Genomic DNA, 23167 nt, shown 5'->3' with positions numbered 1-23167 from the left:
GCACGGGGCCCGCGGCAGGCGTCCGCGCACGGTGCGGTGGTCAGCCGGCGGGCGCCGAGGCCGGCCGTTCGTCGGCGTCGGCGGGGGCCTTCTCCGGCGGTGTCCCCCGGTCGGCGCCGTCGCCGTCGTCCTGCGGACCGGGCAGGTCCCGCATCCGGCGCAGCGGGGAGAAGATCAGCGGCAGCGGTACGGCGAGGATGCCGACGGCGCACCAGGCCAGTGCCGTGCGCGACCCGTAGGACTGGGCGAGGGTTCCGCCGAGGAGCGCGCCGATCGGCAGGGTGCCCCACATGAGGAAGCGCAGGGTGGCGTTCATCCGGCCGAGCAGGCGCGGTGGGCACAGGCCTTGGCGGAAGCTGACCTGGGCCACGTTGTAGACGACGGCGCCGAAGGAGACGACCCCCGATCCGGCGGCGAAGAACACCGCTCCCGCGAAACCGTGCCCGGACAGGGGCCACAGCAGCGCGAACGGGCCGGTGGCGAGGACGGACAGGAGGATGACCCGCGCCTGCCCCAGCCGCGCGGCGAGCCGCCCGGCGCACAGGGCGCCCAGCAGCCCTCCCACGGCCGATGCGGACAGCACCAGCCCGAGCCCGCCGGCCTCCAGTCCGACGACGCGGACGAGGTGCACGGTCTGCGTCGCCATGAGGACGGCCATGGAGAAGTTGGCGAGGCCGGTGGTGAACGCGATGACGCGGAGCAGCGGATGGCCGAAGACGAAGCGGACGCCCTCGGCGATCTCCTTGCGCAGCGAGCCCCCGGCGGCGGCGGGCTCCGGTGGTTCCTCGACCTGCTCGATGCGGCGGAGGAACAGCGCGGAGAGCACGTAGCCGATCACGTCGACGATGACCGCGAACTGCGCACCGACAAGCTGGACGAGCCCGCCGCCGACACCGGGCCCGGTCACCTGGGCGGTGGACCGGACGGTCTCCAACGCGCCGTTGCCGGCGACGAGTTGGTCGCGGGGAAGGATCTGCGGCAGGTAACTCTGGTGAGCGACGTCGAAGAACACGGTGGCCACGCCCGTCACGAGCGCGACGACGTAGAGCTGGACCATGGTCAGGACGTCGGCGAGCGCGGCGGCGGGGACGCTCGCCATGGCCACGGCGCGCACCAGGTCCGCGCGGACCATCAGCGGTCGCTTGCGCAGGCGGTCGGTGAGCGCCCCGGCGGGCAACCCGACGAGCAGGAAGGCGGCGGTCTCCGCGGCCGTCAGGAGGCCCACCTGGAAAGCGGGCGCGTCGAGTTCGAGGACGGCCACGAGGGGCAACGCCACCAGTGTCACCTGGGCACCGAGCTGACCGGTGGCGGCTCCCGCGAGCAACAGTCGGAAGTCGCGCAAGCGCATGGGGCCACCGGCGGCGGCTCGGGATGTGTCGGACATGTGAACGACAGTCCCCGACCGACCGATCGGGAGTCAAAGCAAACCTGTCAGTTTCGGACTTGTTTTGCGGCGCCACGGACACAATTCAGGAAATCTTTCGCACTACCCGTGGTACGACCGCGTGAATTCCTGCCTGTCGCGCACACAAGCCGGACAGGTGGGGCAAGGAGCCACAAGGGGTGCGGGAAGGGGACGGGCGGCCCCCAACACCCTGAGTGATCGGTTCGATCCTGACCGAAAACCCTCATTCGTGATCACCCCGCTACGGAAGCACCCGTTCCGTCCGCTATACGGACGGCGCGTACGGCCGACGCCCCGGAGGTGGAGGAGCTGACGAGCTGCCGTCGGGGCCGCGGAGCAGGGGCGCGAGGGTGCCCCACGGCCGGGCAGATCACACCCGGCCGGCCGCCAGGACTTGTTTACGATACGGGTCGACCCGTATCGTAAAGCGCGTGAACTCCTCTCCGTCCCCCAGGGGACGTCCCAGGGATCCCCGCTCGCACGAGGCGATCGTCGGCGCCACCACGGAACTGCTCGCCGAGGTCGGCTACGCCGCCACGTCCATCGGGGCGGTGGCCGCCCGCGCCGGCGTCGGCAAGGACACGGTCTACCGACGGTGGCGCGGCAAGCCGGAGTTGGTCTTCGAAGCCGTCTTCACGACCACCGACGACGCTCCGGTCCCGGACACCGGAACGCTGGCCGGGGACCTGACCGTCCTGCTGCAGGGTCTGGTGGACGAGTTCCACGCACCTGCCGCCGCGGCGGCCCTCCCGGGGCTTCTCGCCGACTTCGCCGCCGATCCGGTCCTGAAGGCACGCATCCGCAGCGACTTCCTGGCCCCCTCGAAGGAGCGGCTGGTGATCGTCTTCGAACGCGCCGTGGCACGCGGGGAGATCGCGGCCGGGACACCCGTGGACCTGGTCCTGGACACGCTGGCGGGATCAGTGTTCTTCCACATCGGTCTGATCGGGGAACATCCCGACCCGCGGCTGGCGGGCCGGCTGGCCGCCGTCATCTCCCAAGGAATCGAGACCCGATGAACGGTTGGCTCCTCGCGGCGGGCATCACCGCGTCCGGTGTGGCCGCGGCGCACATCGCCGGCGGGCACCGGGACGTGGTCCGCCCGCTGCTCGCCTGCGGACTGTCCGACGAACCCAAACGCGTCCTGCACGCCGTGTGGCACATGGTGAGCATCGACCTGGTGCTCTCCGCGGCCGCATTGGTCCACCTCGCGCTGGCCGGCGCCACGTCGGCGACCGGTCCGCTGGCATGGTTCGTGGCCGCGCACTTCCTCGCGTACACGGTCGCCTTCCTGGTCGTCACCCTGTCGGTCGGCTGGCCGAAGCCGCTGCTCCGGCTGCCGCAGTGGTTCCTGCTCCTGCCGGTCGCGGCCCTGACGGCGGCGGGCGCCTCGTAAGGGGGGAAATGAGCCCCTCGGCGGTGAGCGCGCTCAGCCGGCCAGCGCCGCCAGCAGCGGGCCCCTGACACGCTCCGAGCGGGCGCGATGGGCCCGGCGTCGCTCGACGTGGACACTGCGCCGGGACAGGCAGAGTTCGCCCGCGGGGACACGGCAGGTGGGACAGGCCTCGGCGAACGCACCGTGCCGGAACCGGCGGTGCGTTTCGTACGCGGCGTCCAGGGCCGCGTCGAAGACGGAACCCGGTATCAGCGCTGGGGCAGTACGCACGGAGGGCATCTCCTCACATGGGGGGAGCGCGGCGGCGTCGGCGCCCGCACTCCACAGGTCGAACAAGCGGTTCCTCCCCCGGCTTCCCCGTTTTCGCAGTTCGACACGGGGGTTCGGCATCCGGCCGCCGCATCGGCGCCGTGAGCCGGTGGTTCCGGGAAAAGCGCGGGGTACCGGGTGTGAGCCGATTTTGCCGGGGCAGGCGTTCTTCAGCGAGGCCGTACCGCCCCGGTTGTTCGAGGGATGCGAGGGAGCGGACGGCCGCTCAATTCACCGATTCAGGAGGAGTCTTCGCATGACTGAGAACGTGTGGGGTTACCGCGAAACGTCCGGCCGTCTGGCCGGCGCCGATCTGACCGGATACAAGGTCGAGGCGACGGACGGCTCCATCGGGAAGGTCGACAAGCACTCCGATGAGGTCGGCTCCTCGTACATCGTGGTCGACACCGGTCCGTGGATCTTCGGCAAGGAGGTCCTGCTTCCCGCCGGCACGATCAGCCGGGTCGACGCGGACGACCAGAAGGTCTACGTGGACCGGACCAAGGAGCAGATCAAGAACGCTCCGGAGTTCGACAAGGAGAAGCACCTCGGCAACGAGGACTACCACCGCGAGGTCGGCGGCTACTACGACGGCCCGCACCGCGTCTGAGCGACTCTCCCCCCGTGGCCCCGGGCGGGGGTGGCAGCCTCCGGGCCGCCGCCCCCGCCCGCTGCCGTATTCTGCCCCGGGCCGGATGCACGGCGCGGGACAGTGGGGGAAGGCGGCCGGTGGAGGGAGAGGCGATGGTCCGGAGGACGGCCGAGGCCGCGGCTCTGCGGTGCGAGGACGCCCGGCGGATCGCGCGGCAGGTCCTGGCGGAGGAGCGCTCCGAGGTGGTGGACGACGTCCTCATGATCGTGTCGGAGCTGGTCTCCAACGCGGTGCGCCATGCGGGCGGCGTGACCGGGTTCACCGTACGCCGTGACGGAGGCGCAGTCGTCGTCGAGGTCGCCGACGCTTCCCCCGAACACCCCCGCAGTCCGGGCACGGCGCCCGACGTGCCCGGCGGGTTCGGCTGGATGCTGGTCAACCGACTCGGCGCCCGCGTGGACGTCGGCTCGAACCCCGGCGGCAAGACCATCACCGTGTTCGTCCCGGTCTGACCCGTCGCCGGGAGCGGTCACCCCCGCGTCAGGGGCGATCCTCCGCACGGCAGGGCCCGCCGCGGCCCGCGTGCGCGCCTGCCCGGACGGTCCGGAGGGCACCTTCCTGTCACCGTCCGTCCGCACGCCTCGTAAGCTGGGCAGGTGGCAGATGAGCATGAGGAGGGGTCGCGGTTCACCCCGGTGGAGAGCGCGGAGCTGGCCGTCGTCCGTGTCGGCGGCGAGATCGACATCGATCGGGCGCCCCTGCTGGGTGACGTACTCCACAACGTGATCACCCAGGCCGACGGTCCCGATGAGATCGTCGTGGACCTGGACGCCCTCACCTTCTGCGATTCCGCCGGCCTGAACGCGTTCGTCCGGGCCCACCACCTCGCCCGGCAGCACGGCCGTCGGCTTCGCCTGCACGCGCCCAGGCCCCAAGTCGTGCACCTGCTGGAGATGTCCGGCGTCGACCAGCTGTTCCAGATCACCCCGCGCCGCCCGGCCTCCTGAGGGGCGGCCGCCCCGGCACCGATCAGACCCCGGCCCGGGACCCTGCGTGCCTTCCGCCGAACCGGGACCAAGGTCGGCCCGCGGACTTCGCCTTGGGAAGAACCAACGGCGTCCCGCAGCCGAAGGGCATGCCATAGGGTTCCCGGAGACGAATAAAAAGGATGCTCATAGTGACTGACGAAAATGTTTCCGACCGCCTGATCAGCCTTTTGTCGGTCCGGGGTGAAGACCTCGGCGCCGACTGGGCGGACAAGGTGACCGGCTCGCTGGGCGGGCGGGTGAGCCGGGCTGAGGTCCAGCGGGAGCTCCAGGAGCTGTACGACGCTCTGGTGGCCGCGCTGGACAGCGGCAGCCTGGACGGGCGGGCGGAGGCATTCGGCGAGGTTCGTGCGCTTCTGACCGAACTGTCCCGCACCAGGGCCCGACAGGGGTTCAGCCCCACCGAGACCGCCGCGAGCGTGTTCGCCCTCAAGGAGGTCCTGGAGCCGGCCCTGGACGGTGAGAACATCGATGTACGGGCGTACGTGAAGTTCGCCTCGCTGCTGGACGCCCTGGGTCTGTTCACCATCGAGGTCTACACCCGCACCCGCGAGGAGCTCATCTCCGCGCAGGCCGAACAGCTGATGGAGCTGTCCACGCCGGTGGTGAAGCTGTGGGACGGGGTGATCGGCGTACCGCTGGTCGGAACCCTGGACTCCGCGCGCACCATGGTGGTGATGGAGAAGATGCTCCAGGCGCTGATCGACACCGGGTCCGAGCAGGCCATCATCGACATCACCGGCGTGTCCGCCGTGGACACCGAGGTGGCGCAGCACCTGCTGAAGACGGTGGTGGCCGCCCGGCTCATGGGTGCGGAGTGCACCATCTCCGGCATCCGCCCGCAGATCGCGCAGACGATCGTCGCCCTCGGCATCGACTTCGGTGACATCGTCACCAAGGCCACTCTAGCCGACGCCCTGCGCCACGCCCTGCGCCGCTCGGGCGTCACGCTCTCCCGTACGGCGCCGCAGGCCGGTGGCCGGTGAGCGACCAGGTTCCGGTCCTGCGGATCGGGCAAGTGCTGTTGGTCTCCATCCAGACCGACCTCGACGACCAGTCCGTCATGCAGCTGCAGGACGACCTCGCGGCCGCCGTGGTGGACTCCGGCGCGCACGGGGTGGTCATCGACATCACCGCCGTGGAGATCGTCGACTCCTTCGTGGGGCGGATGCTCTCCACCATCGCCTCCATCTCCGCCCTGCTGGACGCGCAGACCGTCGTGGTGGGCATGCGGCCGGCCGTGGCCATCACCCTGGTCGAGCTCGGCCTGTCGCTCGGCGGGGTCAGGACCGCGCTGACGCTGGACAAGGGACTCCAGGTTCTGGAGCAGGCCCGCGGGCACCGGATGGGGGGAAACAGGTCTGATTCCTCGATCGGATTCGGTGCCGTCACCACAGATGAGGGTCTGTGACCGGCCCGGCCGTGCTGGAGATCACTGCCAACGCCGGTGTGGTGCAGGCCCGTCAGCTGGTCCGCTCCCTGGCCCAGGAGTGCCGGCTCTCCCTGGTCGAACAGACCAAGCTGGTCACCGCGGCCAGTGAGCTCGCCCGCAACACCCTCATCTACGGGGGCGGTGGCACCATGACCGCCACCCTGATCGAGGAACGGGGCCGGCGGGGCGTGCGCCTGGCGTTCGAGGACCAGGGTCCCGGCATCCCCGACGTGGACCTGGCCCTCACCGACGGCTGGACCTCGGGCAACGGCATGGGCCTCGGCCTCTCCGGCTCCAGGCGCCTCGTCGACGACTTCGTCCTGGACACCGCGCCGGGACAGGGCACCACGGTCACCATCACCAAGTGGGCCCGGTGATTGCCGTCGGCGGGCCGCTGCTGCTCGACTGTGAGGACTCCGCCTGGTTCCGCGACCAGCCCGAAGCCGCACGGGGCGCGGCCGCCGCGCTCGGCCGTCGTGTCGGCCTGGGAGAGCACCGCACCGCCCAGCTCGTCCTGGCGGTCGCCGAGCTGGCCACCAACGCCAGCAAACACGCCACGGACGGCTCCGTGGTGCTGCGCGTGCTGCGCAACCGGGACGTCGCGGGCGTCGAAGTGGTGGTCGTGGACAGCGGTCCCGGCATGGCGGACGTGGCGACGGCACTGCGCGACGGGGTCTCCACCACCGGAACCCTGGGCATCGGGCTGGGCGCGGTCCAACGCCTCGCGGACCGGTTCGACATCCACTCCGTGCCCGGGCTCGGCACCGTACAGCTGGCCCGTTTCTGGCCGCACCCCCTGCCCCCGTCGGTGGCCGGCGAAGCCGTCGTGGGCGGCATCACCCGGCCCATCGGCGGCGAGGAGGTGTGCGGGGACGCGTGGGCCGCGCGCACCGACACGGGCGAGCGGACGGAGCGGACGGAACGGACGGCCGCGGTACGAACCGAACGGCCGGACCGGGTCGGTACGGCTTTCGGCGGCGCCCTGCGGGCTTCGGCCGGGGCGGCCGACGGTTCGGTGCCCGCCGCGTCGGCCGGTCGCCTCCGGCCCACGGGCGGGCCGGGCAAGGTCCGCTCCGAGCTCGTTCACGGAGCCGTCGCGGGATCGGGACCGGGCGTGCTGGTGATGTCCTGCGACGGCCTGGGCCACGGCCCGATGGCGGCGGCCGCCTCCCAGGCAGCCGTCAAGGCCTTCCGCCAGGGCTCCGCGCGCCTCCCCGACCAGGCGGTGCAGGAGGTGCACCGGGCCCTGCGCGGAACTCGCGGCGCGGCGGTGGCCGTCGCCCGCCTGGAGCCGGACGGCCGCGTGCTGTTCTGCGGCATCGGCAACATCTCGGCGTCCGTCGTCACGCCCGAGTTCCGCTCCAACCTGCTGTCCCATCCCGGGATCGTCGGCCACCAGATGCGCCAGCTGCGCACCTACGAACAGCACATGCCCTTCGGCGGAGCACTGGTGATGCACTCCGACGGTCTCAGCGAGCGCTGGAAGCCCGGTGATCTGGGTTCCTTCCTTCACCACTCACCTGCTCTCGTCGCCACGGGACTCCTGCGTCACGCCGGGACCCGGCGTGACGATGCCAGCGTGGTGATCGCCAAGGGGGCATGGTGAGCGTGCCCGTCTCCCCTGCCCACGACCGGACTCGCGTACTGGTCACGGCGGTCGGCACCGATCGGGACGTCTTCGCCCTGCGCCGCCGCGCCAAGGCCGTCGCGCAGGCCGTCGGCCTCGACAACCGCGACCAGGTCCGCCTGGCGACCGCCCTGAGCGAACTCGGGCGGGACCTCCTGCGTCCCGCCCCGATGACCGTCGCCTTCGACGTCCTGCGCGAGCCGGCGTCGCTCAGGGCCTCGCTGCGCTGGCGCGACGAGCGCGTCCCCGGCGACGAGTCGCTGGCCGCCGTCACCCGGCTGCTCCCGCAGACCCGGTACGCGCCGGCCGCGGACAACGGGTCGGCCACGGCGGTCCGCCCGCCCGGCGGTCGCATCGACATCACCTGCCTCCTTCCCGCCGCCTCCGCCCGCCCGGACGTGGACGAGGTCCTCCGCCTCCTGGCGGCGGACGCCCCCGGCAGTGCGATCGACGACCTCCAGGCTCAGACCCGCGACCTCATCGCCGCGCTGGAGGAAGCCCACGCCCAACGCGACGAGCTCGAACACCTCAACGAGGAACTGACCGAGACCAACGCCGGCGTGATGGCCCTGTACGCGGAGCTGACGGTCGAGCACAAGGACGTCGTCGAACGGTTCAGCCAGGAGCACGAGATCGCGCTCACCCTCCAGCGGGCCTTCCTGCCCGCCGCCCTGCCCCGCACCCGCGGGGTGGACGTCGCCGTGCGCTATCTCGCCTCGGCCACCACCGCCGAGATCGGCGGCGACTTCTACGAAGCCGTCGACACCCCCCACGGGCTGCTGCTGGCCGTCGGCGACGTCGTCGGCCACTCGCTCCAGGCAGCCGTCGTCATGGGCCAACTGCGGTTCGCCCTGCGCGCGTACGCCGCCCAGGGCCACCCCCCGCACGTCCTGCTGGAGCACCTCGACCACCTGCTGGGACTGCACGAGCCCGGATGGACCACCAGCCTGTGCATCGTGCTCGTCGAACCGGGCAACACACGCATCCAGGTCGCGAACGCCGGCCACCTGCCGCCGCTGCTGCTCTCCCCCGGCGACCCCCCGCGCCTCCTGCGCGAACACGGCCCGCTCCTGGGCATCGGCGTGCCCCACCCGCCCGCCACCAGCCACCCGGTCGGGACGGGCAGCCGTCTCCTCATGGTCACCGACGGCCTGATCGAAACCCGCGACGGCGACCTGTACGAGCGCCTGGACCTGCTCAGCAGCACGGCCGCGGCCGGCCCGGACGACCCCGAAGCACTGTGCACGCAGCTCGTGGAGACGTTCGCCGCCGACCCCGAGGACGACATCGTCGTGCTCGTCGCCCGCCTCCGGCCCGTGCCCGAAACGGCCTGAACCCGCGCGGCCCGGACCGGCCCGACCCGACCCGACCGCGACGGAAATCGCCCCGTACGGCGTGCGGGGCCCGTACAGTCCGGGGACGGGCCCGTCCGCCGGAGGCGCGGCTCCCGGACGCTGGAGTGGGCCCGCATGGACAAGTTGGCAGAGGGAGCCGGACCGCACGCCCCGTCAGTCCCCTCCATATCCGCGACAGCCGTGTTCGAGGGCATCGAACCCATCGCCACGGCACGGGACTTCGCCCGCTCGTTCCTGCTGGAGGTGCGGGACGTGCACCGGATCCCGGTGTCCGACCAGGCGATGGGCGCCGTCGAACTGGTGGTCAGCGAGCTGATCACCAACACCCGCAAGTACGCACCCGGCCCCGGTGCTCTGGCCCTCCACATCCGGGACGGCTGTGCGGAGGTGACCGTCTCGGACGGCAACCCCGAGGCGCCCGTGGTCCTGCGGCCCGACCCCGCCCGGGTGGGCCGGCACGGCCTGGAGATCGTCGCGGCCGTCTCCAGGAGCCTCCAGGTCCACCGCGAACCCGCCGGAAAGCGGATCACCGCAGCCATCGGCCTGACCGACGCCCCCGGTTCCCTACTCCTTGCGGCCCGTCACGGCGACGGTGACGCCCAGGCCGATCATCGTGAGACCGCCGACGCCGCCGACGGCGGCGAGCCTGCGCGGTGAGCGGGCGAACCAGGTACGGCCGGCGGCCGCCGCCACGCCCCAGGCGCTGTCGGAGACCACCGCGATGACGTTGAAGACCAGCCCGAGCAGCAGCATCTGCGCCGTGACGCTCCCCTGGCCCCGGTCGACGAACTGGGGCAGCACCGCCGCGAAGAACACGAGGGTCTTGGGGTTGGCCACGCCCACGACGAAGCCCTCCCCCAGCGTGCGCAGACTGCCGTACGGGGGGGCGCCACCGCCCAGCGCCGCCTGCAGCGAGCCGCGCCCGCGCACCGCCTTGACCCCGAGGTACACGAGGTACGCGGCGCCGACGAGCTTCAGCGCGGTGAAGGCCAGGACCGAGCGTTCCACGACGGCCCCGACCCCGAGCGCCACGGCCACGACGAGCACGTAGGCACCGAGGGTGTTGCCGACCACCGTGGTGAGGGCGGCTCGCCGGCCCTGTGCGAGGGCGCGGCCGATCACGAACAGCACGCTGGGGCCGGGGATGACGATCAGCAGGAAGGACATGGCCGCGAACGCCGGCAGTCGGTCGGTGGACACCATGCGCGCATGTAAGCACGGGGTGGGGGCGGCCCGCCCGGGAATTCCGGGCGGTCGCGGGCCGCCGTCCCGCCCGGCACATCACCCGTCCGCGTGACGGGCACGGTTCCGGGCCCGCGGGTGCGGCAGGGTGGGCGCATGCAGCTGCGCCGGGCCCTGCCCCTGTCCCTTGCCGCGCTCGTCATGGCCACGGGTTGCGTGACCGTACGTCCCGCCGTGCCGCCCGAGGCGCCGCGGCCGCTCCCCGGGCCGGCCCGTCCCGAGCCCGCCCGACCGGAGCCCGCGGCCTGGCCGTTGGGCCGGCTCCCGAGCCCCGCCGGGCCCGCGCCCGCGACTCCCGCCGACGCTCCCCCGGCGCCGGACGCCCGGACGGGTCCGGGGCGGGCGGACGCGCCCGGTTCGCGGACCGCCGCCCGGACCGCCGCCCGCCCGGGTGCCGCCGCTGCCGAGCCGCGCCGCCCGCGCCGGGCCAAGGCCGTGAAACCCGCCCGCCGGACCCCGGCGGCGGCCCCCGCCACGCCCCGCAAGCGGGGGGCCGCGAAGGCCGGTTCCCGGCCCGCGCCGCGGCGGACGTACGACATGGCGCCGCTCTGCGAGGCCGCCCGGGGCACGGTGTCGCCGTCGATCGTGGCCCTGTGCCGGTAGCGGGCGGCGGATATGGTTCGGAAGCGTGAGGCGGACGACTCGGGAGCGGAAGACATGAACGACGCGGGAGTGCGGGTGGCGTCGGCGGCCGTGCGGGCGCTGAGGGAACTGGCGCAGCAGCGGGCGGACGAGGTCGAGCTGTTCGACGGATTCACGGACGCGGAGCTGGACGGCTGGAACGTCCCCGTGCCGGACGACGTACGGGCCGTGCTCCGGGAGATCGGCGGGCTGGAGACCGAGGAGCACGAGTACCGCTTCGGGCCGCGTGGACGCGAGGTGTTCGGTGACGGCTACTGGACCCTCGGCGAGACCGACTTGGGTGAGGGCTCGCTGATCGTCGGGGTCGGAGCCGAAGGCTGGGGTCCCGTCGTGGGGGTCAACGCTTCGGGGTACGACCCGGACGTCACCGTCCGGGCGGCGGACTTCGTGGGCTGGCTCGCCGGTGTCACCGAGCGGCTCGCCGCCGGGGTGGAGGAGCAGCCGCGGGCCGAGCACTCCGCGACGGCGACCTCCAGCGTCGAGGTGGCCGAGGGGACCGACACCGAACTCGCCGCGCTCGTCGGGCGCGGTGATCCGCTGACCGACCTGGTGGACCTGCGCGCCCTGCCCGGCTACCCCTGCTCCGTGGTGTGGGAGCCGTACTTCTCCACGGCGCACCACACAGCCGACACCGGCAGCAGCGAGGTCCAGTTCCGGATCGCGGGCGACGGCCGCGCCCTCCTGCTGCGCAGCGTGGTCAGCGGCGACTTCCTCGGCCGGGCGGTACGGCGGCACACCGTTCCCCCGGACGCCGCCGGGCGGGCCGTGGCCGAGCTGCGGGAACTGGCCGTACGGTTCCCGGGGTTCGTCGGGGTCGAACCGGGCTGCACCGACGCCGACATGGACGGCTGGGCGGTCCCGGTGCCCGAGGACGTCCGCGGCGTGCTCCGCGAGGTCGGCGGGGTCACCGTGACGGGGCTGCCCGCGCTGCGGCTGCTCCCCGGGGGCCCCGAGCACATGGTGGACGCCGAGCTGCACCGGATGCTGGGCGGTGACGGAACGTACTGGCCCGTGGCCCGGATGGACTCCGGCCGCAAGGGCGTCCTCGTGCAGATCCGCCTCGACCGGGAGGACGGGCGGTGGGGGTACGCCGTCTCGGTGTCGACCAGCCCCAAGGAGCTGCGGGAGTACCCCGAGGTGACGCTGGTGGCGGAGTCGCTGCCGGACCTGCTGCTGACGTACGCCCGGCTGGCCCGGCAGGCGGCGGAGCGCGCCGACCTCGCGGGCCGCGTCGCCTGCGACTCGCGGTGGATGCAGCCCAACACCGGCGAGCCCTGGCCGCGGCCCGCACCCGTGCGCGAGTGGGCCGGCGCGGCCGACCCGCTGCTCGCGGCGGCCGCCGAGCTGCCGGAGGGCACGCACGCCGCCGACCTGCGGGAGGTCCCGATCCCGAGCGACCTGTGCTTCTACCGGGCGGCGGGCTGGCCGTACGCGGCGCGGCTGGACCGGCTGCACTTCGCCGAGGGCGGCCGGCTGGCGGCGGCGGTGCCGGTCGGCGGCTGACGGCGGGGCGGCTGACGGCGGGGCGGCGCGGGTGACGGGGTCGGGCGGCGGGGCTCGTCGGCGGGGGTGACCGCCCGTGCTCGCCGGCGGGGTTAATCGGTGGCCGCTCCGGGGCCGGATACCTAGAGTGACGGGGCCCCGGATCGTCGAGCAGGAGCGGATCATGCGCACGCACTACCCCCGTACGGCACATCTGCCCTGGTCCCCGGGGGCCACCGCGGACGACGTGCGGGCCACCGGGCCGGGCGGCATGGCCGGGCGCGAGGTCGTGGTGACCGAGAAGCTCGACGGGGAGAACACCACCCTGTACGCGGACGGCCTGCACGCGCGGTCGCTCGACTCCGCGCACCATCCCTCGCGGGCGTGGGTCAAGGGCCTCCAGGGCCGGATCGGCGCCGGGATCCCGGACGGCTGGCGGGTCTGCGGGGAGAACCTGTACGCCCGGCACTCGCTGGCGTACGAGGACCTGGACAGCTGGTTCTACGGCTTCTCGGTGTGGGACGGCGAGCACTGCCTGGACTGGGACCGGACCGTGCGGTTCCTGCGCGGCCTCGGGGTGCCCGCCCCGCGCGTCCTGTGGCGCGGCACCTACGACGAGCGCGCGCTGCGCAGGCTCAAGGTCGACACGGCCCGGCAGGAGGGGTACGTCGTCCGGACCGTGGACGGCTTCGCCCGCGAGAACTTCGGGCGGTACGTCGCGAAGTGGGTGCGCGGCGGCCACGTGCAGACGGACACGCACTGGATGTTCGCGGCGGTGGTTCCCAACGGGTTGGGTCCGGCAGCTCCGTTGTGGGCGGTCCGGTCCGGGGCCGAGGCCGACGTGGCGGGGCTGCTGGAGGCGGTGGGGATGACCGCCGACGGGTCGGGGGCCGCGGCGGACTCCGGGGACGCCTCGGGTGCCGGGGACGCCCGGGGCGCTGAGGGCATCCCGTTCGCGGTGGGCTCCGGCCTCGCAGGGGCGGTCGCCGAGGTGACGGCCCGCGTCGACGGGTGGGGCCGTACGGGCGAGGACCGGCTGGCCGGGGTGCTGGCCGCCGTGCTGCACGGTGCCCCGCGGGCCCGGATCGCCGCGCGGCTGGCGGCGGGGCCGCTCGGGATGCCGCTCGCGCGCCGGGTCGCCGACCTCGTGGGGCTGTACCCGTACCTCCAGCGGCCGTTCCCGGACGCGGAGCGGCGGGCCGGGCTGGTGCGGTTGTCGGCGGCGGCCGATCTCGCGGTGCTGCACGCGCTCGCCGGCACGCTGCTCCCCGGCGGGGGCGCGGACGGCGCCGCGGCGCGGGAGTGCGCCGAGTGGTCGGCGCTGTGTGCCGAAGAGGCGGGGCTGCTGGGCGCGGACCCGCTCCGGTCCCTGCGGGCGGCCCTGCGCGAGTCCCTGGCCGGGCTCGGGGAGGACGCGGCGGACCGCTGCTGGGCCGAGGCGCGGCGCGCGTTCGCCCAGGGCCGGATCTCGGGTCCCGGAGCGGGTGCGGGTGCGGGTGCGGGTGCGGGTGCGATGGTGGACACGGGCGCGGGGACCGGCGCCGAGGAGGCCGTGGCGGCGACCTGGCGATGGCGTGACGGATCGTTTCCGCGCCTGGTGCAGTTGTCCGGGCCCTCGGGCAGCGGCAAGAGCACCTTCGGCCGTGCCCTGCCCGGAGTGGACACCTACATCAGTCTCGACGACCTGCGCGGGGCCCGGGGGGCGCGGGCGGACCAGCGGGCCAACGCCGCCGTGCTCAGCGAGGGTCTGGACCGGCTCGACGCCGCACTGGCCCGCGGCGGCACGGTGGTGTGGGACGCCACCTCGCTCACCGACCAGCAGCGCGGACTCGCCGGTTCGGTCGCCCGGCGCCGCGACGCCCTCGTCACGCACGCCGTGGTGCTCGTCGGCGAGGAGGAGCTGGTGCGCCGCAATGCCGTGCGCCCGCACCCCGTGCCCCCGCAGGTGCTGAGCGCGCAGCTCCACCGGTTCAGCCCGCCCTACCCGGGCCAGGCGCACCGTACGTGGTACGTCGGCGCGGGCGGGCACGTCGAGGACACGGCCGGCAGCCTGGCCGCGAACGGCGGGGGCCACTGATGCGGACGAGCGAGGAGCTGTACCACCAGGTCCGCTGGGACCCCCGGTTCGACCCGGCGCGGTTCGTGCTCGGGCTGCTCCAGCGCGGGGCGGCGCCGAAGCGCGTGCCGCTGCCGTCGTTCGTACCCGGCGGCGACATCCCCTGGCACCGCGTGCTGTTCGTCGAGGCGGACGGCGAGCTGGTGTGGGACCGGGCCACCGGCGTGGACCGGATCGACGCGACGTCGGCGGGGCGGGTCCGTGACCCCCGGCTGCTGCGGGCGCCGTTCTTCACCGCCCGCACCCCGTACGCGTGGGATCCGGCGGGCGGCGGCGCGTGGCGGCCGGCGGAGGCCGGGCCGCGCCGCGGCGCGGGCGCCCCCGACCGGGTGCGGCTCCTGACGTGGAACACGCTCTGGGACCGGTACGACGCCCCGCGCATCGCCACCGCCCGGCGCAGGCCGCTGCTGCTGGCCGACCTCGCGGCCGCGGACGCCGACGTCATCGCGCTCCAGGAGGTCGAGCCCGGACTGCTCGGCATGCTCCTGGCCGCGCCCTGGGTACGGGCCGGCTACACCGTGGGCACGGATCCGGCCGGTCGCGACGTCGCCGAGCACGGGCTGCTGGTGCTCAGCCGGCTGCCCGTACGGGAGGCCGCGGCGCACGCGCTGGGGCCGCACAAGGCGGTCACCGTCGTGGCGGTGGAGACCTCGGCCGGCGCGCTGGTCGTCGCCGCCACCCACCTGACCAGTGACCACACCCAGGACGGGCACGCGCGACGGGCCGTCGAACTCGCCCGCCTGGCCGAGGGGTTCGGCGGGGTCACGGCCGAGGCCGGAGCGGGGGTCGCCCTGTTGGGCGACTTCAACGACGGCCGGTCCGGGGCGGACGGTCCGGCGGCGGCGCTCGGCATGCGGGACGCCTGGAGCGAGGTGCACGGGGCCGCTGACGCAACTCCGACGTTCGACCCGACGGCCAATCCGCTGGCGGCGGTCGGATCCCTGTCGGGCCGGGCCGCACGGCTGGACCGGATCCTGCTCGGGGCGGCCGGAGCCCGTGTGGAGCGCGCCGGGCTGCGCGGGGACGCGCCCGGTCCGGAGGGGCTGTTCGTCTCCGACCACTACGGCGTCGAGGCCACGGTGGAGTTCGTGGCGCGGGAGGCCGGAGGTCCCGCGCGGCTCGGCGTACCGGCGACGGCGCGGACCGCGGTGGCCTGGCTGCCGCCGCAGGACCCGCGGGTGGCGGACCTGCGGCGCAGGCACGATCCGGGGGTCGACGAGTGGCCGGCGCACGTGAACCTGCTGTTCGGCTTCGTACCGGAGCACTGCTTCGATGAGGCCCTGCCCCTGCTCGCGGAGGCGGTCTCCGGGGTACCGGCGTTCACCGCGCGCACGGAGGGCGTGTACGGCTTCGGACACCGCGAGGACGCCACGGTGTGGCTCGATCCGGCGGCGGCCGGCGCGGCTCCGTGGCAGGAGCTGCGGCGGGCTCTGGTCGAGCGGTTCCCCGGGTGCCGGGGGCGCGCCGACGCGGAGCGGGGCTACACCCCGCACCTGACCCTGGGGCGGAGCCGGGACCCGCAGCGCCTGCTCGCCGAGTGCGCGGCGCGGCTCGGCGGCGGCGCGTCCGCGCGGGTCGGGGAACTGGCGGTGCTCTCGCGGCGCGGGGACGGACCGATGCGGGTGCGGGCGACCGTGACGCTGGGCACGGGCGAGGTGCGGTGGACGGCCGAGCCCCCGGCTCGGGGCGGGCCCGACGGGGTGACCGGCGACGTGTCGGCCGCCGAGGAACCGGCAGCCGAGGAGCGCGCCCGAGTGGTGGCCGCGCGGGTGGCGACGGCGCTCGGTGACGGTGTGGTCCGCGTCGCCGGGTCGCGACGCATGCGCTGCGCACTGTCCCGGGCGGATCTCGATCTGGTGGCGGCCCTCCCGGGGGATCCCGAACTGGACGACGTACGGGCCAGGTTGACGGCGGAGCTGCCGGAGGCGGAGCGGATGCGGGAGGTGACCGGCGCCCGAGTGCCGGGGCTGCGCTTCGGCGTGGGGCCGCTGGAGGTGGACCTGGCCGTCGTGGGCTGCGGCTTGCTGGAGCCGGGGCGGGCGCTCGCGCGGCGGGCCGAGCTGGGCGAGGCGGCGGCCGTCGCGCTGAGCGCGCTGAGCGACGCCGACGCCGTACGGGAGGCCACGGGGGCGGAGTACACCGCCGCGTTCACCCGGCTGGCACGGGAGGTCAAGGCGTGGGCGCGCGCCCGCGGACTGGACTCGGCACCGTTCGGCGGGCTGCCGGGCATCGCCTGGGCGGTGCTCGCGGCGCGCACGGTGCGGGAGGCCGGTCCGGTGGAACACGCCTCCCTGCGGCGGGAGTTCTTCGCCACGTGGGCGGCCTGGGACTGGCGCGATCCGGTGGCCCTGCTCCCGGGAACGGCCCGGGCGCCGGCCGGGGGTGCGGTGACCGTGTTGACGCCGTCGGAGCCGGTGCGCAGCTGTACCGCCCAGGTGGGGCCCGGCATGCGCGATCTGCTGGTCCGGGAGCTGTACCGGGCCTGGGAGGCGCTGGAGGATGACCCTGCGGACCCCGGGGCCTTCGAGGCGGTCCTGGCCGCACCCCCGCTGCACCGCCGGCACGCCGCGTGGGCGGTGGTGACCGTGCGGACGCCGGCCGCCGGGGGGTTCGAGGACGCCCTCGGCCGTACGAGGGGCCGGCTGCGGGCGCTGCTCGGCGCCCTGGAGGAGGCGGGCACCACGGACGCGCACGCCTGGCCCCGGCCCTTCGAGACGGGCCCGGGCCTGGTCCGGTACGCGGTGGGCCTGGGTCCGACCCCGCCGGACGCCGCGCGGCTGGCCCGGCTGGCGGCGCCCTGGTCGTCCGGCCTGCCGGGGGTCGACGTCACCTGGGCCCCGGCCGGGGCCGTCCCGGACCTCCCCTGACCCCCACGCCGCCGAACCGAACAGGACGACGGCGATCCGCGACCCGTCCGCGGGCCCATGGGAGCTGGTACGGGTGAGGCCGCTGGGCCGCACTGCATCGTGCACGCGGAGCTCCTTGCCGTGCGGGCGCCTCCCGGCCCCGCGGGACGGCTCTCCCCCTGCGCGAGCCGTCCCTCGGACCGGCCCGGTGCCGGCACCGGGGCAGGGCGGGCCCGGGCCGCCGAAGGCCGTTGCGGGCAGCCCGCGCCGTGCGTCCGTAGCGACGACCAACGAACGCACACCGTCCCGGCGGCCCACGGTCCGGACACTTCCCGAACGCCACCCCGGGCTCCGTCCCGCCCTGCGGGCGCGGCGGAACGGAACGGTCAGGAGCCTCAGTACAGCGCTGTCGAGTTTTTTCGTCAACACTTTTCACAAGGATTGAAGGAACTGCAAGTTCACAGGCCTGATACGCAGTTGACACACCGTTTGATCTTCAGTTCATGAACGCTCAAACCCTTGACGGCCTCCTCTGCGGGCAGTTCACTCACGCTTCGATCCCCCCGGATCCCCGACGTCAGGAGCACCCCGCATGCCCCTCCTCTCCGACCGTCCGCCGCGCCTCGCGGTCGCGGCGCTCGCCGCGGCGCTGGTCGCCGCCCTCCTCGTGCTGTTGCCCGGCACCGCCGCCCACGCGGCACCCGTCCTGCTGTCGCAGGGCAAGCCCGCCACCGCCTCCAGCCTGGAGGGCGCCGGCACCCCCGCCGGGGCGGCCGTCGACGGCGACAACGGCACCCGCTGGTCCAGCCAGTTCGCCGACCCGCAATGGATACAGGTCGACCTCGGCGCACCGGCCCAGCTGAGCCGGGTCGTACTGCGCTGGGAGGCCGCCGCCGCCAAGGCGTACCGCGTCGAGCTGTCCACCGACGGTTCCACCTGGTACACCGCCTACTCGACCACCGCCGGCGCGGGCGGCAACGTCACCCACGACGTCACCGGCACCGCCCGGTACGTCCGGGTGTACGGGACCCAGCGCACCACCGGATACGGCTACTCCCTCTGGGAGTTCCAGGTCTACGGCACGACCGGCACCGGACCGGTCATCCCCGGCGGCGGCGACCTCGGACCGAACGTGATCGTCTTCGATCCGTCGACGCCGAACATCCAGGGCCGCCTTGACCAGGTCTTCGCCCAGCAGGAGTCGGCGCAGTTCGGCTCGGGCCGCTACCAGTTCCTGTTCAAGCCCGGCACGTACAACGGGCTCAACGCGCAGATCGGCTTCTACACCTCCATCTCGGGCCTCGGCCTGAATCCCGACGACACCACCATCAACGGCGACGTGACCGTCGACGCGGGCTGGTTCGGGGGCAACGCCACGCAGAACTTCTGGCGTTCGGCGGAGAACCTCGCCCTCAACCCGGTCAACGGAACCAACCGCTGGGCCGTCTCGCAGGCCGCTCCGTTCCGCCGGATGCACGTCAAGGGCGGGCTGAACCTCGCTCCGAACGGCTACGGCTGGGCCTCCGGCGGCTACATCGCCGACTCCAAGATCGACGGCCAGGTGGGCAACTACTCGCAGCAGCAGTGGTACACCCGGGACAGCTCGATCGGCGGCTGGTCCAACGCGGTGTGGAACCAGGTGTTCTCCGGCACCCAGGGCGCACCCGCGCAGTCGTACCCGAACCCGCCGTACACCACCCTGGACACGACCCCCGTCTCCCGTGAGAAGCCGTTCCTGTACCTGGACGGCGCCGACTACAAGGTCTTCGTCCCGGCCAAGCGCACCAACGCCCGCGGCACCTCCTGGGGCAACGGCGCGCCGCAGGGCTCGTCGATCCCGCTGAGCCAGTTCTACGTCGTGAAGCCGGGCGCGAGCGCGGCCACGATCAACGCGGCGCTGACGCAGGGCCTGCACCTGCTGTTCACGCCCGGGGTGTACCACGTCAACCAGACCATCCAGGTCAACCGCCCGGACACCGTCGTGCTCGGCCTCGGCCTCGCCACGATCGTCCCGGACAACGGGATCACCGCGATGAAGGTGGCCGACGTGGACGGCGTGAAGCTCGCCGGCTTCCTGATCGACGCCGGCACCGTCAACTCGCCCACCCTGCTGGAGGTCGGCCCGGCCGGCGCCACCACGGACCACGCGGCGAACCCGACCACCGTCCAGGACGTCTTCATCCGGGTCGGCGGCGCGGGCGCCGGCAAGGCGACGCTCGGCATGGTGGTCAACAACCACGACACGATCGTCGACCACACCTGGATCTGGCGTGCCGACCACGGCGACGGGGTGGGCTGGGAGACCAACCGCTCCGACTACGGGTTCCGCGTGAACGGCGACGACGTGCTCGCCACCGGCCTGTTCGTCGAGCACTTCAACAAGTACGACGTGGAGTGGAACGGCGAGCGCGGCCGCACGATCTTCTTCCAGAACGAGAAGGCGTACGACGCGCCGAACCAGGCCGCGATCCAGAACGGCGCCATCAAGGGCTACGCGGCCTACAAGGTCGCCGACTCGGTCACCACCCACGAGGGCTGGGGCCTGGGCAGCTACTGCTACTACAACGTGGACCCGACGATCCGTCAGGAACACGGTTTCCAGGCTCCGGTGAAGCCCGGCGTGAAGTTCCACGACCTCCTGGTCGTCTCGCTCGGCGGCAACGGCCAGTACGAGCACGTCATCAACGGCATCGGTGCCCCTACCTCGGGCACCTCGACCGTTCCCTCCACCGTCCTGTCGTTCCCCTGATCCACCCCTGACCCCCGGAAGACGCGGGGCGGCCCGGCGGCCGCCCCGCGTCTTCCGGGCCATGCGAGAGAGCCCCTGCGAGTCCGCCCAACTCGTCGCCCGACGGGTGGCTCCCGGTGGACCCGGGGTCGGTCCGGTCCGGCAGCTGAAGCACGTGCAGCCGGTGTGGGAGAACGGCGTACGGCAGTGCCTGCACGCTCGGCGTGTCGGACGGTCCGGTGCCGCGGGGGCCCGCGGCGTGCTCAGACCTCGATCACGATCTTCCCGGCGGTGTGGCCGTCCTGGCTGAGTGCGAAGGCGGCCGCCGTCTCGGCGAGGGGGAAGGTCTCGGCGACGGTGACCTTCAGCTTGCCCGAGTCGGCGAGCCGGCCCAGTTCGGCCAGGTCGGTGCCGACCGGACGGACCCACATCCACTCGCCGCCGGAGCCGGTGACGGTGGGGTCGGCGATCGACGCGTGCCGGCCGTCGTCGTGGAGCACCTCGCGGGTGACGTCGAGGACGCCGCCGACGAAGTCCGCGACGACGGTGGCGCCGTCGGGGGCGAGCGCGCGCACCCGGTCCGCGAGGCCGTCCCCGTACGCGACGGGTTCCGCGCCGAGGGCGCGCACCCGGTCGTGGTTGCGCGGGGAGGCGGTACCGATGACGCGGGCGCCGAGCGCGCGGGCGATCTGGACGCCGAGGGAACCCACGCCGCCCGCGGCGCCGTGGATGAGGACGGTGTCGCCCGCGCCGGTGCCGAGCCGGGTGAGCACCTGGTAGGCGGTGAGCCCTGCGAGCGGGAGTCCGGCAGCCTCGGCCCAGCCGAGGGAGGCGGGCTTGTGCGCCAGGGCGCGTACGGGGACGGTCACGAACTCGGCGAAGGTGCCGCCGTGCACGTAGTCCTTGCGGGCGTACGCCATGACCTCGTCGCCCTCGGCGTACTCGGGGGTGTCGATCCCGACGCGTTCGACGGTGCCGGCGACGTCCCAGCCGGGGACGACCGGGTACACGACGTGCATCAGGGCGTCGAGCCCGCCGGACATGATCTTCCAGTCGACGGGGTTGACGCCCGCGTACCTGACCCGGACCAGGACCTCGCCCGGACCCACCTTCGGCAGCGGCAGCCGGGTCTCGGCGAGCACCTCCGTCCCGCCGTACGTCTCGTAGGCAATCGCCCTCATGGTGGCCTCGGCCATGTTCCGACCTCTCCGTGTGATGGTGGACCCCGCCCCGGAGCCATCCCACCACGCACGCCGCGCCCGTCCCCCGAAGCGGGGCGGGCGCGGCGCGGCGCTGCGCGGGGTCGGGCCGGGTGTCAGCCGGAGCGGTCCCGTTCGGCAGGGCCGGAGAAAGGCGCGCGAGGTCGGCGGGGAGGCGCCGGGGGCCGACCGGCCCGCCATCTCCACTGGTTCGTTTTCGTCCCGCGCTTAATTTAGAGCGTGAGTTAAGCCGCGCCCAAGGGTCGCGCCACGGGGTCGCGCAAGGGTATGTTGCGAGCGGAGTGACGCCGACGTCACTGCGGAAGGGACCAGATGACCACGGGGCGTAGCGGACGAACGGTGCGGGACCTGCGGCGCGGCAACCGGAGCGCCGTACTCCAACGGCTGTACTTCGGCGGGCCGATGAGCCGGCAGGAACTGGGGCCGGCCACCGGGCTGAGCTCGGGATCCGTCAGCAATGTCGTGGGCGAGCTCATCGCGGACGGACTGCTGGAGGAGGCGGGCGTCGTCGACTCCGACGGCGGCCGCCCCCGCACCCTGCTCCGCGTGGCGCCCGGCAGCGCCCACATGATCGGGGTGGACGTCGGCGAAACCCGCGTCCGGGTCGAGCTGTTCGACCTCACACTGACCGAACTCGCGCGCACCGAGACGCCGTTGCTGCCGCGCGGCTGCTATGACGTCGGCCCCATCGTCGACCACATCCGGACCGGCATCGCCACGGTCCTCGCCGAGGCCGGAGTCGGTACCGAACGGCTGCTGGGCGTCGGGGTCGGCGTCCCGGGCATCGTGGACCGCGGGGCCCCCGGCGGAGCGGTGGTGCACGGACAGACCATCGGCTGGGACGCGGTGCCCCTGGAGGGGCTGCTGCGCGCGACGGGGGCCCTGCCCGAGGACGTCCCGTACATCATCGACAACGGCGCCCGCACGCTCGGCCAGGCGGAGATGTGGTTCGGCGCGGGACGCGGGGCCCGCGAGGCGGTGGTCGTGCTGTTCGGCTCGGGCGTCGGCGCGAGCCTCATCACGGACGGCTCGCCGGAGGGCGGCACCACGGAGGGAACCCCGCTGGAGTGGGGCCACTTGACGGTGTCGGTACGGGGCCGGCGGTGCCGGTGCGGGGCCCTGGGCTGCCTGGAGGCGTACACGGGGGCGGAGTCCCTCCTGGCGCGGTGGACCGAGCGGGGCGGGCGCCCGGAGGACTCGGCCGACGAGGAGGAGGCCGTGGCCGCGCTGCTCGCGGCGGCGGGCGAGGCGGAGCCTGTCGCGCTGGCGGTGCTGGAGGAGACGGCGGAGTACCTGGGCGCCGGCCTGTCGGACCTGATCAACCTGTTCCGGCCCGAGCGGATCCTGATCGGCGGCTGGGCGGGCCTGATGCTGGGCCCGCACATCCTCCCCGCGGTACGGGAGCACGCGACGCGGTACTCCCTGCGCCACCCGGCCGGCCGGGTCGCCATCAGCCTGGGCTCCCTGGGCCCGGACGCGGTCACGGTGGGCGCGGCCACCCTCCCCCTTTCGGCGTTCTTCACCACGGGCGGCCGCCGCGCGACCCCCGAACCGCAGACGGAACCCCCGGGCTGGCGCACGGCCCTGGACGTCCGCGGCGGGGCGGCGGCGGCCCGGCAGGCGTAGGGCGGCGAGGGGGGCGCGGTACGGCCGGGGGCTGGGCTGCGGGCCCGGGGGGCGGCACCCGGGCCCACGGAGCGGCCGGGGTACGGGTACGGCGCGACGGTTC

At 74.0% G+C, this 23167-nt stretch carries 21 protein-coding genes; 17 read left to right on the top strand and 4 right to left on the bottom strand.

The genetic code is table 11. The features are described 5' to 3' along the window. Nucleotides 1–40 precede the first annotated feature (40 nt). Complete coding sequence (locus tag ACFWW8_RS16405; RefSeq protein WP_386529104.1) at nt 41–1384, bottom strand: MFS transporter; 1344 nt, start codon at nt 1382–1384, stop codon at nt 41–43. Between the two features lie 452 nt (nt 1385–1836). Here ACFWW8_RS16405 and ACFWW8_RS16400 point away from each other — a divergent pair, with 452 nt between their 5' ends. Both ACFWW8_RS16400 and ACFWW8_RS16395 read left to right on the top strand, forming a co-directional pair. Beyond that, the gene (locus ACFWW8_RS16400) at nt 1837–2424 is read left to right on the top strand and encodes a TetR/AcrR family transcriptional regulator (RefSeq protein WP_386529101.1); all 588 of its coding nucleotides are present in this window, start codon (nt 1837–1839) and stop codon (nt 2422–2424) included. After that, nucleotides 2421–2801, top strand: coding sequence for a hypothetical protein (locus ACFWW8_RS16395; RefSeq protein WP_386529098.1), 381 nt, complete (start codon nt 2421–2423; stop codon nt 2799–2801). Before ACFWW8_RS16400 ends, ACFWW8_RS16395 begins: the two co-directional genes overlap by 4 nt. 33 nt (nt 2802–2834) lie before the next feature. Here ACFWW8_RS16395 and ACFWW8_RS16390 read toward each other — a convergent pair whose 3' ends face one another. Then, nucleotides 2835–3071, bottom strand: a complete 237-nt coding sequence (locus tag ACFWW8_RS16390) for a hypothetical protein (protein WP_386529095.1) — start codon at nt 3069–3071, stop codon at nt 2835–2837. 295 nt (nt 3072–3366) lie between these two features. Between ACFWW8_RS16390 and ACFWW8_RS16385 the strand changes: the two genes are divergently transcribed. The 9 genes from ACFWW8_RS16385 to ACFWW8_RS16345 all read left to right on the top strand — a co-directional run bounded on the left by ACFWW8_RS16385 (nt 3367) and on the right by ACFWW8_RS16345 (nt 9819). Continuing rightward, on the top strand, nt 3367–3720 hold the full coding sequence (locus tag ACFWW8_RS16385; protein ID WP_386529093.1) for a PRC-barrel domain-containing protein: 354 nt from the start codon (nt 3367–3369) through the stop codon (nt 3718–3720). 134 nt (nt 3721–3854) lie between these two features. Beyond that, nucleotides 3855–4214, top strand: a complete 360-nt coding sequence (locus ACFWW8_RS16380; protein WP_386529091.1) for an ATP-binding protein — start codon at nt 3855–3857, stop codon at nt 4212–4214. A 144-nt stretch (nt 4215–4358) separates the two neighbouring features. Next, on the top strand, nt 4359–4709 hold the full coding sequence (locus ACFWW8_RS16375; RefSeq protein ID WP_386529088.1) for an STAS domain-containing protein: 351 nt from the start codon (nt 4359–4361) through the stop codon (nt 4707–4709). Between the two features lie 170 nt (nt 4710–4879). Next, nucleotides 4880–5734 (top strand): STAS domain-containing protein, encoded by an 855-nt coding sequence (locus ACFWW8_RS16370; RefSeq protein ID WP_386529086.1) that lies wholly within the window; start codon nt 4880–4882, stop codon nt 5732–5734. Further along, nucleotides 5731–6159, top strand: a complete 429-nt coding sequence (locus tag ACFWW8_RS16365; protein ID WP_386529084.1) for an STAS domain-containing protein — start codon at nt 5731–5733, stop codon at nt 6157–6159. Before ACFWW8_RS16370 ends, ACFWW8_RS16365 begins: the two co-directional genes overlap by 4 nt. Then, the gene (locus ACFWW8_RS16360; protein WP_386529081.1) at nt 6156–6557 is read left to right on the top strand and encodes an anti-sigma regulatory factor; all 402 of its coding nucleotides are present in this window, start codon (nt 6156–6158) and stop codon (nt 6555–6557) included. Before ACFWW8_RS16365 ends, ACFWW8_RS16360 begins: the two co-directional genes overlap by 4 nt. Further along, complete coding sequence (locus ACFWW8_RS16355; RefSeq protein WP_386529080.1) at nt 6545–7786, top strand: ATP-binding protein; 1242 nt, start codon at nt 6545–6547, stop codon at nt 7784–7786. The genes ACFWW8_RS16360 and ACFWW8_RS16355 overlap by 13 nt, the downstream gene beginning before the upstream one ends. Further along, nucleotides 7780–9141, top strand: coding sequence for a PP2C family protein-serine/threonine phosphatase (locus tag ACFWW8_RS16350; protein ID WP_386529078.1), 1362 nt, complete (start codon nt 7780–7782; stop codon nt 9139–9141). The genes ACFWW8_RS16355 and ACFWW8_RS16350 overlap by 7 nt, the downstream gene beginning before the upstream one ends. A 135-nt stretch (nt 9142–9276) precedes the next feature. Continuing rightward, nucleotides 9277–9819: an ATP-binding protein gene (locus ACFWW8_RS16345; RefSeq protein WP_386529076.1), complete on the top strand. Its 543-nt coding sequence runs from the start codon at nt 9277–9279 to the stop codon at nt 9817–9819. On the opposite strand, the gene ACFWW8_RS16340 is transcribed toward ACFWW8_RS16345, so the two are convergent. After that, the gene (locus ACFWW8_RS16340; protein WP_386529075.1) at nt 9727–10365 is read right to left on the bottom strand and encodes a LysE family translocator; all 639 of its coding nucleotides are present in this window, start codon (nt 10363–10365) and stop codon (nt 9727–9729) included. The genes ACFWW8_RS16345 and ACFWW8_RS16340 overlap by 93 nt on opposite strands. A 135-nt stretch (nt 10366–10500) precedes the next feature. On the opposite strand from ACFWW8_RS16340, the gene ACFWW8_RS16335 reads away from it, so the two are divergent. The 5 genes from ACFWW8_RS16335 to ACFWW8_RS16315 all read left to right on the top strand — a co-directional run bounded on the left by ACFWW8_RS16335 (nt 10501) and on the right by ACFWW8_RS16315 (nt 20239). Next, on the top strand, nt 10501–11007 hold the full coding sequence (locus ACFWW8_RS16335; RefSeq protein WP_386529073.1) for a hypothetical protein: 507 nt from the start codon (nt 10501–10503) through the stop codon (nt 11005–11007). A 54-nt stretch (nt 11008–11061) separates the two neighbouring features. Continuing rightward, a complete protein-coding gene (locus ACFWW8_RS16330; protein ID WP_386529070.1) occupies nt 11062–12549 on the top strand; it encodes a hypothetical protein in 1488 nt (495 codons plus the stop codon). Between the two features lie 163 nt (nt 12550–12712). After that, nucleotides 12713–14605, top strand: coding sequence for an RNA ligase family protein (locus tag ACFWW8_RS16325; RefSeq protein WP_386529068.1), 1893 nt, complete (start codon nt 12713–12715; stop codon nt 14603–14605). Further along, the gene (locus ACFWW8_RS16320; RefSeq protein WP_386529066.1) at nt 14605–17511 is read left to right on the top strand and encodes a poly(A) polymerase; all 2907 of its coding nucleotides are present in this window, start codon (nt 14605–14607) and stop codon (nt 17509–17511) included. Before ACFWW8_RS16325 ends, ACFWW8_RS16320 begins: the two co-directional genes overlap by 1 nt. 571 nt (nt 17512–18082) lie before the next feature. Then, nucleotides 18083–20239: a discoidin domain-containing protein gene (locus ACFWW8_RS16315; RefSeq protein WP_386529064.1), complete on the top strand. Its 2157-nt coding sequence runs from the start codon at nt 18083–18085 to the stop codon at nt 20237–20239. 242 nt (nt 20240–20481) lie between these two features. Here ACFWW8_RS16315 and ACFWW8_RS16310 read toward each other — a convergent pair whose 3' ends face one another. Continuing rightward, nucleotides 20482–21399 carry an NADP-dependent oxidoreductase gene (locus ACFWW8_RS16310; protein WP_386529537.1) on the bottom strand — a complete coding sequence of 306 codons (918 nt, stop codon included), beginning with the start codon at nt 21397–21399 and terminating at the stop codon, nt 20482–20484. A 351-nt stretch (nt 21400–21750) separates the two neighbouring features. On the opposite strand from ACFWW8_RS16310, the gene ACFWW8_RS16305 reads away from it, so the two are divergent. Further along, nucleotides 21751–23064, top strand: a complete 1314-nt coding sequence (locus tag ACFWW8_RS16305; RefSeq protein ID WP_386529061.1) for an ROK family protein — start codon at nt 21751–21753, stop codon at nt 23062–23064. Nucleotides 23065–23167: the final 103 nt, after the last annotated feature.

This window comes from Streptomyces sp. NPDC058701 (assembly GCF_042715295.1).
Lineage (GTDB): Bacteria > Actinomycetota > Actinomycetes > Streptomycetales > Streptomycetaceae > Streptomyces.
This window is presented reverse-complemented; position numbering and strand designations above follow the sequence as displayed.

Coding starts and splice junctions, on each gene's coding strand:
- ACFWW8_RS16330 (WP_386529070.1), top strand. CDS start 11,062: ATGAACGACGCGGGAGTGCGGGTGGCGTCGGCGGCCGTGCGGGCGCTG.
- ACFWW8_RS16345 (WP_386529076.1), top strand. CDS start 9,277: ATGGACAAGTTGGCAGAGGGAGCCGGACCGCACGCCCCGTCAGTCCCC.
- ACFWW8_RS16350 (WP_386529078.1), top strand. CDS start 7,780: ATGGTGAGCGTGCCCGTCTCCCCTGCCCACGACCGGACTCGCGTACTG.
- ACFWW8_RS16315 (WP_386529064.1), top strand. CDS start 18,083: ATGCCCCTCCTCTCCGACCGTCCGCCGCGCCTCGCGGTCGCGGCGCTC.
- ACFWW8_RS16320 (WP_386529066.1), top strand. CDS start 14,605: ATGCGGACGAGCGAGGAGCTGTACCACCAGGTCCGCTGGGACCCCCGG.
- ACFWW8_RS16405 (WP_386529104.1), bottom strand. CDS start 1,384: ATGTCCGACACATCCCGAGCCGCCGCCGGTGGCCCCATGCGCTTGCGC.
- ACFWW8_RS16310 (WP_386529537.1), bottom strand. CDS start 21,399: ATGAGGGCGATTGCCTACGAGACGTACGGCGGGACGGAGGTGCTCGCC.
- ACFWW8_RS16305 (WP_386529061.1), top strand. CDS start 21,751: ATGACCACGGGGCGTAGCGGACGAACGGTGCGGGACCTGCGGCGCGGC.
- ACFWW8_RS16380 (WP_386529091.1), top strand. CDS start 3,855: ATGGTCCGGAGGACGGCCGAGGCCGCGGCTCTGCGGTGCGAGGACGCC.
- ACFWW8_RS16340 (WP_386529075.1), bottom strand. CDS start 10,365: ATGGTGTCCACCGACCGACTGCCGGCGTTCGCGGCCATGTCCTTCCTG.
- ACFWW8_RS16385 (WP_386529093.1), top strand. CDS start 3,367: ATGACTGAGAACGTGTGGGGTTACCGCGAAACGTCCGGCCGTCTGGCC.
- ACFWW8_RS16395 (WP_386529098.1), top strand. CDS start 2,421: ATGAACGGTTGGCTCCTCGCGGCGGGCATCACCGCGTCCGGTGTGGCC.
- ACFWW8_RS16335 (WP_386529073.1), top strand. CDS start 10,501: ATGCAGCTGCGCCGGGCCCTGCCCCTGTCCCTTGCCGCGCTCGTCATG.
- ACFWW8_RS16325 (WP_386529068.1), top strand. CDS start 12,713: ATGCGCACGCACTACCCCCGTACGGCACATCTGCCCTGGTCCCCGGGG.